The 16104-nt window shown below is 56.4% G+C and carries 15 protein-coding genes; 7 read left to right on the forward strand and 8 right to left on the reverse strand.

The window, feature by feature from the left end:
* Positions 1–213 precede the first annotated feature (213 nt).
* A complete protein-coding gene (locus tag ACR0DE_RS09690) occupies positions 214–1059 on the forward strand; it encodes a HalD/BesD family halogenase (RefSeq protein WP_170663662.1) in 846 nt (281 codons plus the stop codon).
* 43 nt (positions 1060–1102) lie between these two features.
* Positions 1103–1489 (forward strand): bleomycin resistance protein, encoded by a 387-nt coding sequence (locus tag ACR0DE_RS09695; protein WP_255612071.1) that lies wholly within the window; start codon positions 1103–1105, stop codon positions 1487–1489.
* A 74-nt stretch (positions 1490–1563) separates the two neighbouring features.
* Here ACR0DE_RS09695 and ACR0DE_RS09700 read toward each other — a convergent pair whose 3' ends face one another.
* Positions 1564–2211, reverse strand: a complete 648-nt coding sequence (locus tag ACR0DE_RS09700) for a response regulator transcription factor (protein ID WP_170396590.1) — start codon at positions 2209–2211, stop codon at positions 1564–1566.
* Complete coding sequence (locus tag ACR0DE_RS09705; protein ID WP_170396592.1) at positions 2211–3644, reverse strand: cache domain-containing protein; 1434 nt, start codon at positions 3642–3644, stop codon at positions 2211–2213. The genes ACR0DE_RS09700 and ACR0DE_RS09705 overlap by 1 nt, the downstream gene beginning before the upstream one ends.
* Positions 3645–3890: 246 nt before the next feature.
* On the opposite strand from ACR0DE_RS09705, the gene ACR0DE_RS09710 reads away from it, so the two are divergent.
* From ACR0DE_RS09710 to ACR0DE_RS09720, 3 genes are all read left to right on the forward strand, one after another.
* Positions 3891–4973 (forward strand): TRAP transporter substrate-binding protein, encoded by a 1083-nt coding sequence (locus tag ACR0DE_RS09710; protein WP_170396967.1) that lies wholly within the window; start codon positions 3891–3893, stop codon positions 4971–4973.
* Positions 4974–5090: 117 nt separating this feature from the next.
* Positions 5091–6017 (forward strand): TRAP transporter small permease subunit, encoded by a 927-nt coding sequence (locus tag ACR0DE_RS09715; RefSeq protein ID WP_170396594.1) that lies wholly within the window; start codon positions 5091–5093, stop codon positions 6015–6017.
* Between the two features lie 17 nt (positions 6018–6034).
* On the forward strand, positions 6035–8389 hold the full coding sequence (locus tag ACR0DE_RS09720; protein ID WP_170396596.1) for a TRAP transporter large permease subunit: 2355 nt from the start codon (positions 6035–6037) through the stop codon (positions 8387–8389).
* A 53-nt stretch (positions 8390–8442) separates the two neighbouring features.
* Here the strand turns inward: ACR0DE_RS09720 and ACR0DE_RS09725 are convergent, their stop codons facing one another.
* The 5 genes from ACR0DE_RS09725 to ACR0DE_RS09745 all read right to left on the reverse strand — a co-directional run bounded on the left by ACR0DE_RS09725 (position 8443) and on the right by ACR0DE_RS09745 (position 12278).
* Positions 8443–9801 (reverse strand): dicarboxylate/amino acid:cation symporter, encoded by a 1359-nt coding sequence (locus tag ACR0DE_RS09725; protein ID WP_480752894.1) that lies wholly within the window; start codon positions 9799–9801, stop codon positions 8443–8445.
* A 244-nt stretch (positions 9802–10045) separates the two neighbouring features.
* Positions 10046–10453, reverse strand: coding sequence for a VOC family protein (locus ACR0DE_RS09730; protein ID WP_170396600.1), 408 nt, complete (start codon positions 10451–10453; stop codon positions 10046–10048).
* A gap of 6 nt (positions 10454–10459) precedes the next feature.
* A complete protein-coding gene (locus tag ACR0DE_RS09735) occupies positions 10460–11284 on the reverse strand; it encodes an arginyltransferase (protein ID WP_170396602.1) in 825 nt (274 codons plus the stop codon).
* Between the two features lie 74 nt (positions 11285–11358).
* Positions 11359–11790, reverse strand: coding sequence for an RDD family protein (locus ACR0DE_RS09740; protein WP_170396604.1), 432 nt, complete (start codon positions 11788–11790; stop codon positions 11359–11361).
* A 65-nt stretch (positions 11791–11855) separates the two neighbouring features.
* Positions 11856–12278: a DUF2852 domain-containing protein gene (locus tag ACR0DE_RS09745; RefSeq protein ID WP_170396606.1), complete on the reverse strand. Its 423-nt coding sequence runs from the start codon at positions 12276–12278 to the stop codon at positions 11856–11858.
* A gap of 263 nt (positions 12279–12541) precedes the next feature.
* Between ACR0DE_RS09745 and ACR0DE_RS09750 the strand changes: the two genes are divergently transcribed.
* Positions 12542–13219 carry an aspartate/glutamate racemase family protein gene (locus ACR0DE_RS09750; RefSeq protein ID WP_480752896.1) on the forward strand — a complete coding sequence of 226 codons (678 nt, stop codon included), beginning with the start codon at positions 12542–12544 and terminating at the stop codon, positions 13217–13219.
* A 784-nt stretch (positions 13220–14003) separates the two neighbouring features.
* On the opposite strand, the gene ACR0DE_RS09755 is transcribed toward ACR0DE_RS09750, so the two are convergent.
* Positions 14004–14639 carry a response regulator transcription factor gene (locus ACR0DE_RS09755; RefSeq protein WP_255612072.1) on the reverse strand — a complete coding sequence of 212 codons (636 nt, stop codon included), beginning with the start codon at positions 14637–14639 and terminating at the stop codon, positions 14004–14006.
* 215 nt (positions 14640–14854) lie between these two features.
* Here ACR0DE_RS09755 and ACR0DE_RS09760 point away from each other — a divergent pair, with 215 nt between their 5' ends.
* Positions 14855–16096: a pyridoxal-phosphate-dependent aminotransferase family protein gene (locus tag ACR0DE_RS09760; RefSeq protein WP_480752899.1), complete on the forward strand. Its 1242-nt coding sequence runs from the start codon at positions 14855–14857 to the stop codon at positions 16094–16096.
* The last annotated feature ends 8 nt before the right edge of the window (positions 16097–16104 follow it).

The raw sequence follows: 16104 nt of genomic DNA on the forward strand, positions 1-16104 counted from the left end.
AAAATATTGTAAGTCTGGGCTTGTGGGATTTGATATTTTGTTGCGCAAAATGACGCAGGTCGAGAAATATCCGCGAAAATTCGCCGTAAATTGGTGGGCGATCGGGTGATCAACAGTGGTCTGATTGCGTCAGGCCCATGTCTGAAACAGACCAGAGCAGCGCCCGATGCTGAGGCAGGCTGGTGAAAACAGCGCTAAATCGGGAGGTCAGACATGCTGCACGATCTTGTGGATCTGGGGCGTTATCCGATCGATCGGCCTGATTCATACGGGTACAGGCAGCTGATCGCGGACCTGAGGCGGGACCTGGAAGTTGATGGATGCGCGGTCCTCCCCGGCTTTGTGCACGAAGATGGCCTTGGGAAACTGATCGCTGAGGCCGATCACGTCGCTCCCAAAGCCCATCGATCGTTCAATCGCACGAATGCCTATTTTACGCAGGATGATCCCAGTTACGGGATCGGTCATCCAATCCGACGGTTTTATGACCGATCCAACGCCTTTGTTCCGGCTGACAACTTCCCTGTCACAAGCCCGTTGCGGCGTATTTATCAGTATGAAGGTTTCATGCCTTTCATCCGCACGGCTTTGAACGAGCCGGAGGATCGGTTCTTCCGATATGATGACCCGTTGGCGGATGTGATCATCAATGTGGTCGAGAAGGGAGGCGGCTTTCCGTGGCATTTTGACACCAATAATTACACCGTGACGCTGGCAATCCAGAATGGCGAGGAGGGCGGTGCATTCGAATACGCACCCAATCTGCGGACCAGTGAAGACGAGAATTTCAAAGGCGTCGCTGCGATTTTGGATGGCAGCAGGAGGGGCGTACACCAACTGGAACTGCAACCGGGCGACCTGCAGATTTTCAAGGGCCGCTATGCCTTGCACCGGGTAGCGCCGGTCGAAGGACAACGGAAACGCTATGTTGGTATCTTTTCGTTTGTCGAAACCGAAGGCATGTGTGGTGGGGTGGAGCGGACCCGTCAACTCTATGGCCGTGTGCTGCCGCATCATTATGAGCGTGAAGGGTTGCGGGGTGATCAACTGCTTGACTGATATGTGCTAGTCTCGGACCCGAGGTTGGAAGAGGGCTGTTTTGATGCAGATATTACAACTTACACCATTTGTCCTTTGTTCTTCTTTGGACGCGCAGATTGAGTTCTACACTCAGCGGCTTGGGTTTTCCTGCACATTCAGGCAGGACAATTATGCCTTCTTGCGCCGTGATCCTGTGGCGATCCGATTATTGGAATGTCCACCGCGTCAGGATGGGCGCGCATTGGGGGATGAGCAGTCGTTTTATGTTGACGTCAAAGGAATCGACAGCCTGTTCGAAAGCCTGCGCCCCGGGTTGGAGGAGCTGCCTGAAGGGCGGGTGCGCCCGCCATTCGATCAGCCGTATCAGCAGCGCGAATTTCATGTCCTCGATGAAGACGGGACTTTGGTGTTCTTTGGTGAAGATATCAGTGAACGCGGCAGCGGGTAGTGCTCCCGCCCGACTTCAATGTGCCGTTGGCACATCTCTTTCGGTTGGGCCGGGCAGCGCGTTTCGCGCTGCGGTCATAGCCCGGGGCTGGTGCCCTGCAGGACGCCATGCTCCAGGGCATAGCGGGTCAAGCCGGCGGTGGAGGAGATGCCAAGTTTGCGCTTGATGTTCTTGCGATGCGTCTCAACCGTGCGCACCGAAATGTCCAGCGCCAGTGCCACCTCTTTGTTGGATTTACCTTGCGCCAATTCCAGCAGGATTGTCTGTTCCCGGCCGGTCAGCGCCTCGCGCGTGTTGCCGTCCTTGGGCTCCAGCGAGCCGCTGGCCCCGGTACAAAGATACCGCTCGCCCCGCATCACGGCATCGATGGCTTGCTTGATCTCTTCGGTGGGAACGTCCTTGAGGATATAGCCTTTGGCGCCGTGGCTGAGCGCGGTTGAGATGTATTCGGGACTGTCATGCATCGACAGGATCAGAACGCGGGTTTTGGGCAGGCGCTCTAAAATGATCTCGGTGGCGTTCAACCCGCTCAGGCCGGGCATGTTGAGATCCATCAGGATCACGTCCGGCTGCAGGTGGGTTGCTCGATCGACAGCTTCTTGTCCGTTGGAAAGTGTGCCGACAACTTCGATCTCATCATAGCTTTCCAGCAGAGACTGAATGCCTTCGGCGACCATGGGGTGATCGTCGACAATAAGGACCCGGATGATTGAGTCGGACATCAGATACCGGCCTTTCGTTTTGGCGTTGGGTCTTCCTGTGGTGGCAGCATATGACTGAGCGGCAAGCTGACCTCAATCACGGTGCCGCTGCGCCCGCCGCGCGATGAGAGGATGCGTAAAGTGCCGTCAAGCTGTTCGATCCGTTCCTGCATGTTGCGTAGCCCGATCCCGGTGCTGACATGGCCTGGTTCGTTCCGCAACCCGCGACCATTGTCTGTAATCCGCATCGTGGCGCCTTTCTTATGACCCCGCAGGTCAATGGTAACACGGGTTGCTCCCGAGTGGCGCTCGATATTGGTCAGGGCTTCCTGCGCAATACGGTAGAGGGCGATCTTGCTGTCTTGATCCAATCGGTTTCGGAACACCACGGTTGAGAAATCGGTTTCAATACCCGTGCGTTCACTGAAATCGTCGGTCAAAGCCTTGAGCGCTGGCCCAAGCCCAAGATCATCCAGAACACCAGGACGCAGGTCGCGGCTGATGCGGCGAACCTCGGTGATGGCGGTGGCCAGATTGTCGATACCTGTTTGCAATGGTTCCTGCGCCGACTCGTCATCCCCGCGGATCAGACGTCGTCGGGCGTTGTCCAGTGCATAGCGCACCCCAACCAGAATCTGGCTGATGCCGTCATGCAATTCGCGGGCGACGCGCCCGCGCTCTTCTTCCTGAGCGTCCAATACCCGCTGTGTCAGTTCCTTAAGCTTGGCATCAGCCAGCCGCCGTTCGCGGAAGTTCAGCAACATGCCCGAGGCAAAGACGATCAGAACAGCGGCCAGAACAATGCCTCCGATATAAAGGAAGGTGCGCTGCACGCGCGCCTCAACCTCAGCACGGGCATTGGCGACGGTGGCGACGATGTCATCGATGAACACACCCGTGCCCACCACCCAGCGCCAGTCCTGCAGGCCAACAACATAGGCGATCATCTGAGCCTCTTCACCGGTCGATGGTTTTTGCCACATAAAGCTGTGCCAGCCCGCGCCCTGTCGGGCGAGCGTGATAAACTCATCCACAATCGGGGTGCCATCGCTGTCGGTCAGATCGGCCCAGTTGCGATTGATGAATTCAGTCTGGCGCGGGCTGACGAGGTTGTTGCCGTCATAGTCATAGACAAAGAAGAACCCGTCCTTGCCGTAAATCATCGCCGACAGAATCTGGGTCACGAGGTTTTTTGCGATTTCGTCATCCGGGGAGGCGCGACCGTAAATATAGGCAAACCCATTCCGCGCCTGGGTCACGTAATTACGCAGCTCTTCTTTTTTGGCTTCGATCAGGCGGCGCTCGAGGGCCTGTATCTCACTCTCGGCGGTCGCGCGGGATTCATAAGCGACCACCATTGCAATGGCCGCAACCGCTGCGATCAGCGGGATTGCGGCAACCAGCGACAGTTTTTGCGCATAGGTTAGCGAGATTAGGTTCCGGATTCCTCCCATGTTCGAATCGATACGCAAGCTGCCGGCAAATTGCAAAAAATTTGGAAGAACACAGTGCTCGGCCACAGTGATTTGGGCGCGAGCGGGTAAAATCAACCGGATTTGTGCTTTTGAATGTGGAAAAACCCGACTGGCTACGTAGTAGTAGGTATTCACATTCATGTGTGTGGAACTAGGCTAACGCGCACTAGAAACGATCGACCCGGCATCACCCGGGGAATGAATATGAAGGGGAGGATCACTCATATGGATCGTCGTAAGTTTCTGAAAACATCAGCACTGGGCGGCTCGGCCGCTGCAGCCACCACGCTGGCAGCGCCCGCCTATGCGCAAGGCAAGCGCACGCTGACTATGGTCACCTCGTGGGGCCGTGGCCTCGCAGGTGTGTTCGACAGCGCGCAGCGTTGCGCCGACAGCATTACCACAATGTCGGATGGCGACCTGAACGTTGAAATCAAAGCCGCTGGTGAACTGGTTGGTGCCTTTGAGGTGTTTGACGCGGTATCGTCCGGTCAGGCCGATATGTACCACGCGGCAGACTACTACTTTGTGGGTCAGCACCCGGGCTATGCGTTCTTCACCGCTGTTCCATTTGGCATGACCGCGCAGGAACTGGTGAATTGGTACTACCATGCCGGCGGCATGGAGCTGCATGATGAGCTGGGCGAAATCTTCGGCCTGAAATCCTTCCTGGCCGGTAACACTGGCGCGCAGGCAGGTGGCTGGTACTCGAAAGAGATCAACAGCCCCGAAGACTTTAACGGCCTGAAATTCCGCATGCCGGGTCTGGGTGGCAAGGCGCTGGGCAAACTGGGCGCATCCGTTCAGAACATTCCGGGTTCGGAAGTGTATCAGGCGTTGTCGTCCGGTGCGATTGACGGAACCGAGTGGATCGGTCCCTGGGCTGACGAAAAAGCGGGCTTCCAGGAAATCACCAAAACCTACTACACCGCGGGCTTCCACGAGCCGGGTGCGGGTCTGTCGCTGGCCACCAACCGCGAGGTTTATGACAGCCTGTCCGCCGCGCAGCAGAAGATCATCGAGATCGCAGCTGCCGAGTGCCACCAGTGGAACCTGGCACAATTCCTGGCCAACAACGGTGCAGCGCTGCAGCGTCTGCAGGCCGGTGGTGTCAAGGTCATGGAATTCCCGGACAGCGTTTGGGACGCGTTTGGCGCAGCCAGCCAAGAAGTTCTGGACGAAAACATGGGTGATGAGCTGTTCAAGCGCATTCACGACAGCGCTATGGAGTCGATGGCAGCATCGTCGGCATGGAACAACCTGTCGTCGGGTGTCTACACCTCGCAGCGTGACCGCGTACGCGGCTAAGCAATCCGCTCAATGCAATCGGTTCCCCCGTCAGCGGGGGAGCCTTTCCTGTTGCACATAAGCGGCCCGGACATGCCGTCATAACCAAACGTGCAACCGATGCGACCTGGGGACAACATGCAGGACGAAAACGGTATCTCGTTCTTCGGCGCCCTGTGGAATGGACTGGTCTGGTTCATTCAGAACATTGCCGAAGCCTTCTATAATTTCGGATACGCCATAACGCATCCGCAGCTCTGGCTGGACTGGTCGAACAAAGAAGCAATCATGCGCTTTGTTTATTATGGCGGGTCTGTCGAGTTCTTCTTCGTGATCTTCGCGCTGTTTCTGGTGCTGACGGCCATTGGTCTTTACTATCGGAACTTCATGTGGGGAATGGTGCGCGGGCTCGAGGGCTTCGCCAATACCACTGGCCGCTTCTTTGCGTGGGCGGGATTGCTGATGGTAATTCAGCAGATCGTTATCGTCTTCATGCAGCGGGTGTTCACACGGCCGGATATGTCCTTTGGGCTGGGTATCCCTTTTCAAATGGATATCAGTTGGTTCGCCGAAGAACTTAAACTCTACAACGCCATGGTTGTGTGCCTTTGCTGCACCTACACATTCGTGCAGGGCGGCCATGTGCGCGTTGACCTGATTTATGCGGGCATCAGTCACAAGGCCAAACGCGTCGTTGATATGTGCGGGGCGGTTCTGTTCATGATGCCCATGGCCGTTCTGACGTGGATGTATGGATGGTACTTCATGTGGCGGCACCTGATCGTGCCGAAACCCTCGGCCAGTGACACGCTGGATAGGCTTGTGGCCAAGTCCCGAGCGCTGCGTTGGAACGTGGAAACCATCGGGTTTAGTCCTAACGGGTTCAACGCCTACTTCCTGTTCAAAATCCTGCTGGTGGCCTTTGCCGCCATGGTGTTCCTGCACGCGATTGCGTTCCTGTATCGCTCGTATCTGGAATACGTGGAAGGGCCGGAAAGTGAAGGAAAATACCTCGACAAGGACAGCCTTGGCGAGGGTGAAGAAGCCTACGAAGGCGCGCATTAGGGACGGAGAACCAGACAATGCTATTCGGACTTGATGGCGTCGAGATAGGCCTCATTATCGTATTTTTCTGCCTCTTCGGAGGCATTCTTTCGGGTTTCCCCGTGGCCTTTGCCATTGGTGGGGCCGGGGTGATTTCGTTCGGGATTATCGCTGCATTGGATAGTGCCGGACTGTTGATCCACCAGGCGATCGACACCGGCTCGCAAGCCTACCGCGACGTGGTGAATTCTGGCGTCAAACCTGACGTGATATCCGTGTTCCGATACCCGGATTTGCCAAGGATCGCCGAGCCGGTCTTTGTACAAGGCTGGGAAACCGCGCTGGACCGGAATGTTTCCTTCATCGTGAACCGCATGAACGAACGTGTTCTGGCCGGGCAGTCGATCGAGACGCTGCTGGCGGTGCTGATGTTCGTTCTGATGGGCATCACGCTGGAGCGTTCAAAAATTGCAAACGACCTGCTGACCACGATGGCGCGCGTCTTTGGCCCGCTGCCCGGTGGCCTTGCGGTCTCGATTGTGGTCGTGGGCGCGTTCCTTGCTGCCTCGACCGGAATCGTCGGCGCGACCGTTGTTACCATGGGACTGTTGGCCCTGCCGACCATGCTGCGGAACAACTATTCGCCGGAATTGGCGACAGGTGTGATCGCGGCCTCGGGTACGTTGGGGCAGATCATTCCACCCTCCATCGTGATCGTTCTGCTGGGTACACTGGCTGGTGACCTCTATTCGACCGCGCAGGAAACGCGCGCGGTTGAAGCCGGGTGCACCGATGCGCTGACCTATCTGGGCGAACCAGCGGTTGTTTCGGTGGGTACATTGTTCCAGGCGGCGTTGCTGCCTGGGATCATGTTGGCGCTGCTCTATGCGCTCTATGCCTTTGGCTATGCGCTGTTGAACCCGGAAAAGGCCCCGGCAGTTGAACTGTCGGGAGGCTCGGGTGAAACCATCACGCGCTCGGAAGGGCTGACCTGGCTGCTGGGTGCTCCGGTTGCTCTGATTGTTGGCGCGGTGCTTTTGGGAAGCGCGGGAGTGATTGGCAGCCAGAACATCTCGGTCTCGGCATTTACGGATATCGGGCAGGGCGCCTCGCTGCGCACGAACGTGTCCGAAGAGTGTAAGGCTTCGATGATCGAACTGCATGGGCAATCAGCCTGGGATCAGGCCGTGGCCGAGCAGGAAGCGATTGACGAAGCAGGTGGTTCGTCCGAAGCCCAGCGTCTGAGCGAAGAGGAACTGGCTGCTGCGCAAGAGGCCAAGATTGCCGCTGCAGCGCCAATCGGCAACGGCGTCGCCGTTATTGTGGTACTGCTGGGTCTGACACTGGTGCTGGGTCGCGGGATTGCACCGTCGCAAGCGCCGCAGCCTCTGATCGTCGGAGCGATTGGCCTGTTGCTGATGCTGTTGGTCGACGTGTTGCTGATCGCGCCAACGACTTCGTCCGGGGCTACGTTCCTGATACTCGCCATACCTTTTGCGCTCGCAATGCATGGGTGCAAAGAAGCTGCCGCCCGTTGCGCGACCAATGATCTGATCCGTGTGGTCTTCCCACCGCTGGTGCTGATCATCGCGGTGTTGGGTTCGATCCTTGGCGGTGTCACCAACCCTACGCCGGCTGCGGCACTGGGGGCGGGTGGAGCGATCATGCTAGCGGCCTATCGGAAACTTCAGGATCAGAACCGGTCGGGCAAAGTGATCATCTGGTCAACCTTCGCAGTGATCATCGCACTGGTGATGGGAGTGAACTTTGATCTGCGCATCAATCAGGGCAATGTTTCAGTTGAAAGCTGGATCGCGTTCATCATCGCCTATTCGGCCTACCTCTATGCGCTGTTCGGCTTGATCTACGGTTGCTGGGTGCTGTTCTCAAGTGGGGTTCTGACACCGGTGGTGCGTGAGACAGCGAAGGTGACGTCAATGGTCTTCACCATCCTGATCGGATCGCAACTGCTGAACCTGGTGGTGATTTCCTTTGGTGGAGAGCACTATATCCAGCAGTTCCTGCGCAGCTTTGATAATGAATTCACGGTTTTCCTGATCGTGATGTTGGTGCTGTTCATTCTTGGCTTTGTGCTGGATTTCCTTGAGATCATCTACATTGTGATCCCGATCGTGGGCCCCGTGATCTATGGCGGATCGTTTGATCCGAAATGGGTGACCATCATGGTGGCGGTGAACCTGCAGACCTCGTTCCTGACGCCTCCGTTCGGATTTGCGCTGTTCTATCTCAGGGGTGTTGCGCCGAAAGAGGTCACCACTGGCCACATCTATCGCGGCATCATACCGTTCGTGATCATTCAGGTTGTGGGCATCGCAATCCTGTGGTTCTTCCCGTCGATTGTAACCATCGTTCCTGACCTGATCCCGAACTGATCTGTCGCTTAGACTGACGAATACGGAGGCCCATTAGGGCCTCCGTTTGTTTTTCAGGAATTCGGCTGTGGGTGTGTCAGCCTTTCAAACTCCGCTTCAGTGGCATGATCGATTGCAAGGTCTGTGGTCTCGACAAGTCCGGCATTGGGATTGTCGAACGTGGCCTTGTCCAGCTTGCCGACCTTTTGCCCGACAATGGTGGTCACCACCGCATCGCCCGTGACATTCACTACCGTCCGCATCATATCGAGGATCCGGTCGACGGCCAGAATGATGCCGATGCCTTCCAGCGGCATACCCAACTGGTTCAGAACCATCGCCAGCATCACTATCCCCACACCGGGCACACCTGCCGTGCCGATTGAGGCCAGAACCGAGATTGAAATCACGGTCAGATAACCGCTCAACCCCAGATCGATGCCATAGGCGTTGGCCAGAAATACCGTCGCCACACCATGCATGATTGCGGTGCCGTCCATGTTGATCGTCGCCCCTAGGGGAATACCGAACGACGCCACGGAACGGTCAACGCCGACGCGCTGAGTCACGCATTGTAAGCTGGCCGGAATTGTCGCGTTCGAGCTTGAGGTCGAGAACGCAAACACCTGCGCCGAGCGCATCTTGCGCAGGAATACCCGAGGGCTCAGCCCGGTCGTAAAATACAGCAGCGCCATCAACGTGACACACAGATGGAATACCAGCGTCAGGCTGATCGTGGTCAGATAGCCGATCACCGGTCCGAATAAGCCAAAGCCCTCCATCGCAAAGGTTTTGGCAATCAGGCTGAAGACGCCGATGGGGGCGAAGGCCATGACGATATTGACGATCTTCATCGCCAGTTCATTCATGAACTCGCAGCCTTCCACAAAGGCCTTGGCGCGGCTGCCCATCATTAGCACTGCAATACCAACGACCATTACGTAGAAGATGATCTGCAGCATCTCACCATTGGCCAACGCGTTGATCGGGTTCTTGGGAATGATGTTTGCCAGTATTTCCCAAGTGGTCAGTGGGTTGGCGACGCTTACGCTGTCACCGGCCAGATGCAGGCTCGTGAATCCTGTGCCCGGCCCAATGAGGCCCGCAAAGATCAAGGCAGTTGTCACGGCCAAGGCCGTGGTGGCCAGATAGGTGACGAAGGTCAGCCCTCCGACACGGCCCAGCAATTTGACATCGCCAATGCCGACAACGCCGCACAGCAGTGAGAACACAACCAGCGGCACAACAAGCATCTGAAGTGCATTAAGGAACATTTGCCCAAACATGGACAGCACACCCTGCACAAGTGTTGCGTTGAGCGCAGCGATATCGAGATAGTTCAAGACCAGACCAAAGATCGAGCCCAAGGCGAGCGCGACCAGAATCTGGGTCGTCAGCGTGGCCGAAACCAGTCGGCGTGCGGCATATGTCATTTTCCCCCTCCTTCAGAACCTCTGCGACAGGGTGGGAGGCCTGCCGTAGCGACAATAAAGCCAGCCCGGTCAGCGTCTGATTGAGCTACGGGTTTCAGGTTTGGGCTGGACGTTTAGAAGTGCGGCTAATTTGGTGACCTTGCGTCAACTTTCAATCGCACGGGCGGGGGAAGGTCGATTAAGATTGCTTAACAATTGGGCGCAGCATGGCGGAAGGTAGTTTAAAGCGATGAAAAAAATGTATTTATTTTGTCGATACAGGTGCTGAAAATTCGATCAAATCCCAACGATTTCCGAAAGGATCCCGCCAGACGGCGACAATTCCATAGGGTTCATGGCGCGGGCGCTCTTCAAACCCTACGCCTGCTTCCAGCATCGCTGCGTGATCGCGGTAGAAATCATCTGTTTCGAGGAAAAAGCCAACGCGCCCACCGGTTTGATTGCCGACCGATGCGATCTGTTCCGCGCCCACCGCCTTGGCCAGCAACAACGAAGCACCATCCGAGCCCGGAGGCGTGATCCGCACCCAACGTTTACCATCGCCCAGATCAATATCCTGCGTCAGAGTAAAGCACAGCACTTTGGTGTAGAACGCGATCGCTGCGTCATAATCCGGGACGACCAGCGTCACCGCATGAAGGCTCTGACGCATGATAGATTAACCTTTGGTGGGGTGGCGGTCAGGCAGTTGGATGTTGGCCACCTGCTCGGCAATCGGGGCCGACGAAAGGGGGTGGTGGGCCGTATGGTCACACTGCTCGGGATTTTTAATTCGCTGCCATTCACCCTGCATATAGACCTGCAAGCCCGCGAATTTGGCCTTGTACCCCATCTTGGGGCTGCCGGGCACCCAATAGCCCAGATAAATATAGGGCAACCCAGCCTCGCGCGCGATCTCGATATGGTCGAGAATCATGTAAGTGCCCAGCGAGCTTTGCTGGAACTCTGGATCGTAGAATGAGTAAACCATGCTCAGCCCGTCATCCAGTACATCGGTCAAACTGACGGCGATCAGCTCGCCGGTTTCAGGATCGGCATATTCTACGACCCGGCTGCGGATCGGGGTTTCCTCGATCATCGCGGCGAATTCGAAGACATCCATATCGGCCATGCCGCCATCCGCATGGCGCGCGTCCAGATACCGACGGAACAGGTCGAACTGTTCATCCGTTGCCCAGGGCGATGTTGCACGTCGGATCAAGTAGGAATTGCGCTTGTGGGCCCGTTTTTGGCTTTTGCTTGGCTGAAAGGCTGACACATCGATACGGGCAGACAGACAGGCGGCGCAGTCGGTGCAGGACGGGCGATACAGTACGTTCTGCGAGCGGCGAAATCCTTGTTGCGAAAGGCAATTGTTCAATTGATCCGCACCTTCCCCCTGTAGGGCGGTGAACAGTTTGCGCTCCATCCTGCCCTCAAGGTAAGGGCAGGGCTGGGGTGCCGTCACATAGAATTGTGGCGCAATTGGCAGCGTGTGTCGCATGAAGGTCCCGCATTTCCTCGAAACCGATGATAGCAACGGTTTTTGGCGCAGCCAAGTGTTTCACTCAGGTGTTTTTAGGCACGCTGGTTGATCATCACGGTGCCGAGGAAGGCATCGGTCAGGCCCTGACAGCGGGCGCTGGTCATCATCATGATGACCGAAATGATCTGTAGTACCGGGATCGCCATGCTGACAAAGTAACCTGCCGTATGTGCAATGGCTTTCCCCGTATCCATTCGGGCGCCAAAGGCGTCACGCAATTCTATCCCCATGAAGCGCATCCCCAGCGTGGCCGAGCCGTTGGCGATGGTAACAACGCGATAGACAAAGCTGATGACTGCGTAGATCAGCGCCAATATGAAGAAGCCCATGCCAAAGGTCAGCAGAATCGCAACTGTACAGAGCAATGAGATAAAGGCGATGTCGAACAGCCACGCGAAAAAGCGCTTGGTCGCTACGGATTGGTAGAATTCGGGTTGGCTGTCGGGGTCAGGCAGATGAGACATAGACTGTAATCCGGGTATTGTGCAGAAACACCCTGTCCCGATGGGCGGGACAGGGCAAGCCGCAATTAGGCAGGTTGTTCGCCGTTTTCGTCATCACGATTATCGCGGGCGCGTTCGTCCATGAACTCGTCGAACTCGGCCTTGTCCTTGGCTTCGCGCAGGCGGTGCAGGAACGCCTCAAAGTCTTTCTGTTCGCGCTCCAAACGCGCCAGGGTGTCGGCCTTGTAGGCGTCAAACGCGCTGTTGCCCGAAGGTTTCATGGCGCTCATGTGGCTGTTCCACGACGAACGGCGGCTGCAGGATTTGCTGAACATGCGTTTGCTCCAGATCATATAGGCAAGAAAGGCCAGGCCGATGGGCCAGAAGAAGATAAAGCCAAGGACCATTGCGGCGATCCAGGCGCCTTTGCCCTTGCTATCAAGCCAGGCTTCGCTTCGGTGCAGCCATCCCGGATTTTGGGGAACGGCGTGGTCGGACAATGCGGTCATGTGCTCTCTCCAGTTAGGATGTAAATGCTTTTCACATTACCAAGATGGGAGGGGGGATAGGTGGTTGCAAGGGGGTATGTGAAAAAGATTTACATTTTTCGGAATCCAGCGTCTGACCGGGCGGATCAATCAGCGGGGTGAAGCGCGCCATGGTTTTATTCAAATTTCGACATGGATAATTGCAGCAAGTCGTTTTCTGGTTTCTTCGCTCACTGGTCCCCGGATCAAAGCCGCCTATCTGGGCGGAGAAGTGTGAGGACGCTGTGAAACTGCTTGTTGTAAATCCCAACACCACCGCCTCCATGACGCGAAAGATCGAAGAAGCTGCACGGGCCGCTGCGCATTCCGAAACCACGATCATTGCCGCCAATTCGCAAGAAGGCCCCGCCAGCATTCAGGGCTATCTGGATTTCTCTACCTGTGTTCCCGGTCTTCTGGAGGTCGTGAAGGCGCATGCTGATGCGGACGCAATTGTTGTTGCTTGTTTCGATGATACCGGAGTCGACGCCGTGCGCTGCGTCACTTCGGCGCCAGTCATCGGCGTTGGGGAGGCGGCCTACCACGCGGCTTCCATGATCAGTCCAAAATTTAGCGTCATCACCACTTTGTCCCGATCTCTAGCAGGGCTAGAGGCAAACTTGATGCGATACGGCTTAGATCGCAGATGTGTCAGGGTTCGGGCTTCGGATGTGCCGGTTTTGAAGCTGGAGGAAAACGACCCCAAGATCATCGATATAATACGGGCAGAAATACGCGCCGCAATCGAAGAAGACCGAGCGGAAGCGATTGTTCTGGGCTGCGCTGGCATGACAGATCTGATGTCACAACTGTCCGAAGAGTTTGGCCTGCCGGTGGTAGATGGCGTTGCATGTGCCGTCACTTTTGCCGAAGCCCTTGTCAAATCCAGATTGACGACGTCAAAGCTTTGTTCTTATTCCTAGCCGGTTTTTTTACTAGTTGCGTCAGAGGTCGAGTGGTAGCAATGGCATGTTGCTTATCAAAATTGTTAATTGATGCGTTCAATCGTTGAAACTAGTTGATGCACAAGATCATTTGCCGCGGCGGATGGCAGGCAATGCGCAGGGCGCATGATTGAAATATTCAGCGCAACCTCGGGAAAGAATGCTCGAAAAACAACCGAAGGCGATTATTACTGCCCGTTGATGTATCCGCTCACGGTGGTCGGGTCGCAAAGAAAATGGCAAAGCTCTTTTTCGACCAGTCAAGTCAGGGTGAAAGGCTCTGAGTTCGAAGCCGTGTTCGAACCGAGCTTACTACAGAACGAAGGCAACGAGGGTTGCGATCGGGTTCGGGTCCCCCAACTGAATCGCTGCCCTTGGGCGGCCCAATAGCGATTTGGTGTCCCGTGTATATCCGAGAATTACGGGCACAAAATCTAGGCTAGAGCATCTGCGTATATCTGCGTCCAGAAATTCAGGCACAGCAACAACGCCTCAAAGTAGGCATAGCCCGCTGGTTTGCCCCTGATCTACGCCAGCCGGTCCGACGCGATGTCCATCGCCCAGATGTCATTCATACGCTCAACTTCTGATCGGCTGGAGCAGCGCGCTCAAATCAGCGGGGGTAACGCTCGGCGAAAAGGTAAGTGACGCATTTGATCCGCAAAGGTCAAATCATACCCGGAATCTGTCCGTTTCATCAATTCGCTGAACCAGCCGCTTAACAATCTAAACCTTAGTAACGGACGCCACGAGGTTTCGCAGTTCACGAGTTTCCGTTGTCCAGTTTTGAAGCGTAATAGAAGGCAATCGCCTGCGCGCGGTTCTTGATCGACAGCTTGTCGTATATGTTCGACAGATGGAACTTTACCGTGTTGGTCGAAATCTGCAGCTCTTTCGACAATTCCTTGTTAGACATGCCCTGCGCCAGCGCCTCAAGGATAGCGAGTTCTTTGCGCGACAAAGTCTGCAACGGGTTTTGATGCATTTTGCGCACGTCGATATAGGGAAATACCATTTTGCCCTTAGCGACATCGACACAGGTTTCCAGCAAGCCTTCGACCTCGCCCGAACGCGGCGCGAACCCTGCGGCCCCGGCCTGCATAGCCTGACGCGGTACGTCCCCAGCCTCGTCCCCATAGACCACAAAGCGTGGCGCGTTGGTCTGCTCGCGCAGAACCTCAATCAGTTTTGCCGCGCCCAAAGCAGGAAGTTCCCAGGACACGATCCCCACCTGAACCGGCACCCGCATGACTGTGCCCAGAAATCCCTCGGCGGTCGCTGAAGTGGCCACCAGAGAGAATCGCGGGTCGCGCTCGAAGATCTCGGACATGGCCGACAGCACCAAAGGGTTGTTGTTGGCCAGCATGACATCAATGGGGCGTTGAGATGTGTCGGACATTGTTTTCCCGTCTGATTTTATCTAAACCTACCCATTTTGGTAGGGATGTTTTCGGTATACATTGGCATATTTACCAAAATGGGTAGGTTAATACCCACCTAACAAGATATGCTAAAGCTGTAGTAAGTTACGTTGCGCCCCGGCGCAAGTTTCAGTTTTCCTCTGGGTCAAGGCGATCGGCGGTATCGAACACACCCGACGCATAGGAGGAGCACATGACGTTTCAGATCTATCCAACGCTCGACATCCCCGAGACGCTGGCCGCTGGCCCAGGACCGGGAAACACCGACGCACGTGTTTTGCAGGCGTTTGTCAGCGCCGGCGTTGCCGACCACATGCAGAGCGACGTGCTGCGTGGCATGATCGAATGCAAGCACATGCTGCGTCAGATCTGGGGCACCGCCAACACCCATACCTTCGCGGTTGCTGGCACCGGATGGAGTGGGCTGGACACCATGTTCTCGGCGGTTATGCCGGGTGACAAGGTTGTGGCATTCACCAATGGCACCTTCTCGGGCATCGATGCGATGACTCTGCGGATCAAGGCTGCAACACCGGAAGAGCACGCGACCAACCCTCTGGACCCACAAGCCGCGAGTGTCGCCGTTATTGAAGTTCCCCACGGCCAGCCCGTCACAGGCGAGATGGTCGAAGAGGTGTTGGCCACGCACAAACCGAAGTGGGCCTTCATGACGCATTGGGAAACCGGGTCGGGTCGGGTCAACGACCTGCGTGGCTTCTCGGATGCCTGTGAACGCCACGATGTGATGGGTTTGATCGATGCCGTATCGTCGTTGGGTATCGCGGATTTCCGCATCGATGACTATCCGGGTGTCGCGGGATGGGCCTCGTGCCCGCAAAAAGGGCTGTGCTGCCTACCGCTGACCTATGCGCCGGTCAGCTTCACCGACGCCTATATCTACGCGCTGAAGACCTCCGGCGCCTATACATACGTCCACAACCCGATTTTCGAAGCACGCCACTGGGGCATCGTTGACGGGCAAGACGTGGAAAAGGGCACCTATCACCGCACCCATTCGGGCTATGCGGTCGCCGCCTTCCATGAATCGCTACGCCTGACTCTGCAGGAGGGATTGGCCAAACGTGCGCATTCCTATCGCACGCATGAGGCCGTCCTGCGCGACGCCGTCACCGCGATGGGTTGCCAGGTCACATCGGACATGCCCAGCCTTGTGGTGCTGAACCTGCCCGCAGAGCTGGCGGGTCGTGAGATGGAGTTGGTACAGAACTGCCGCGCCCGTGGCTTTGGCATCTGGCCGACGCTCAGCGCCCCGGTTCAAGTCCGTATCGGCATCCTAAACCAGCTAACCCACCAATCGGTCAGTCGCATCGTCAGGCTGTTCGCCCAGGCCATCCGCGAGATGGGCGGCTCGGTTGATTTCGAAGCCATCGAAGCACTTTTGGAAAGTCGCTACGGCACATCTATCGCTGCATAACGGGAGGG

The sequence above is a fragment of the Ruegeria sp. C10 genome (assembly GCF_056537805.1).

What these genes read in the sequence shown, in the direction of transcription:
- ACR0DE_RS09745 (WP_170396606.1), bottom strand. Translation starts at nt 12,278, where the DNA reads ATGACCGCATTGTCCGACCACGCCGTTCCCCAAAATCCGGGATGGCTG.
- ACR0DE_RS09760 (WP_480752899.1), top strand. Translation starts at nt 14,855, where the DNA reads ATGACGTTTCAGATCTATCCAACGCTCGACATCCCCGAGACGCTGGCC.
- ACR0DE_RS09710 (WP_170396967.1), top strand. Translation starts at nt 3,891, where the DNA reads ATGGATCGTCGTAAGTTTCTGAAAACATCAGCACTGGGCGGCTCGGCC.
- ACR0DE_RS09735 (WP_170396602.1), bottom strand. Translation starts at nt 11,284, where the DNA reads ATGCGACACACGCTGCCAATTGCGCCACAATTCTATGTGACGGCACCC.
- ACR0DE_RS09730 (WP_170396600.1), bottom strand. Translation starts at nt 10,453, where the DNA reads ATGCGTCAGAGCCTTCATGCGGTGACGCTGGTCGTCCCGGATTATGAC.
- ACR0DE_RS09690 (WP_170663662.1), top strand. Translation starts at nt 214, where the DNA reads ATGCTGCACGATCTTGTGGATCTGGGGCGTTATCCGATCGATCGGCCT.
- ACR0DE_RS09700 (WP_170396590.1), bottom strand. Translation starts at nt 2,211, where the DNA reads ATGTCCGACTCAATCATCCGGGTCCTTATTGTCGACGATCACCCCATG.
- ACR0DE_RS09705 (WP_170396592.1), bottom strand. Translation starts at nt 3,644, where the DNA reads ATGGGAGGAATCCGGAACCTAATCTCGCTAACCTATGCGCAAAAACTG.
- ACR0DE_RS09715 (WP_170396594.1), top strand. Translation starts at nt 5,091, where the DNA reads ATGCAGGACGAAAACGGTATCTCGTTCTTCGGCGCCCTGTGGAATGGA.
- ACR0DE_RS09695 (WP_255612071.1), top strand. Translation starts at nt 1,103, where the DNA reads ATGCAGATATTACAACTTACACCATTTGTCCTTTGTTCTTCTTTGGAC.
- ACR0DE_RS09720 (WP_170396596.1), top strand. Translation starts at nt 6,035, where the DNA reads ATGCTATTCGGACTTGATGGCGTCGAGATAGGCCTCATTATCGTATTT.
- ACR0DE_RS09740 (WP_170396604.1), bottom strand. Translation starts at nt 11,790, where the DNA reads ATGTCTCATCTGCCTGACCCCGACAGCCAACCCGAATTCTACCAATCC.
- ACR0DE_RS09755 (WP_255612072.1), bottom strand. Translation starts at nt 14,639, where the DNA reads ATGTCCGACACATCTCAACGCCCCATTGATGTCATGCTGGCCAACAAC.
- ACR0DE_RS09725 (WP_480752894.1), bottom strand. Translation starts at nt 9,801, where the DNA reads ATGACATATGCCGCACGCCGACTGGTTTCGGCCACGCTGACGACCCAG.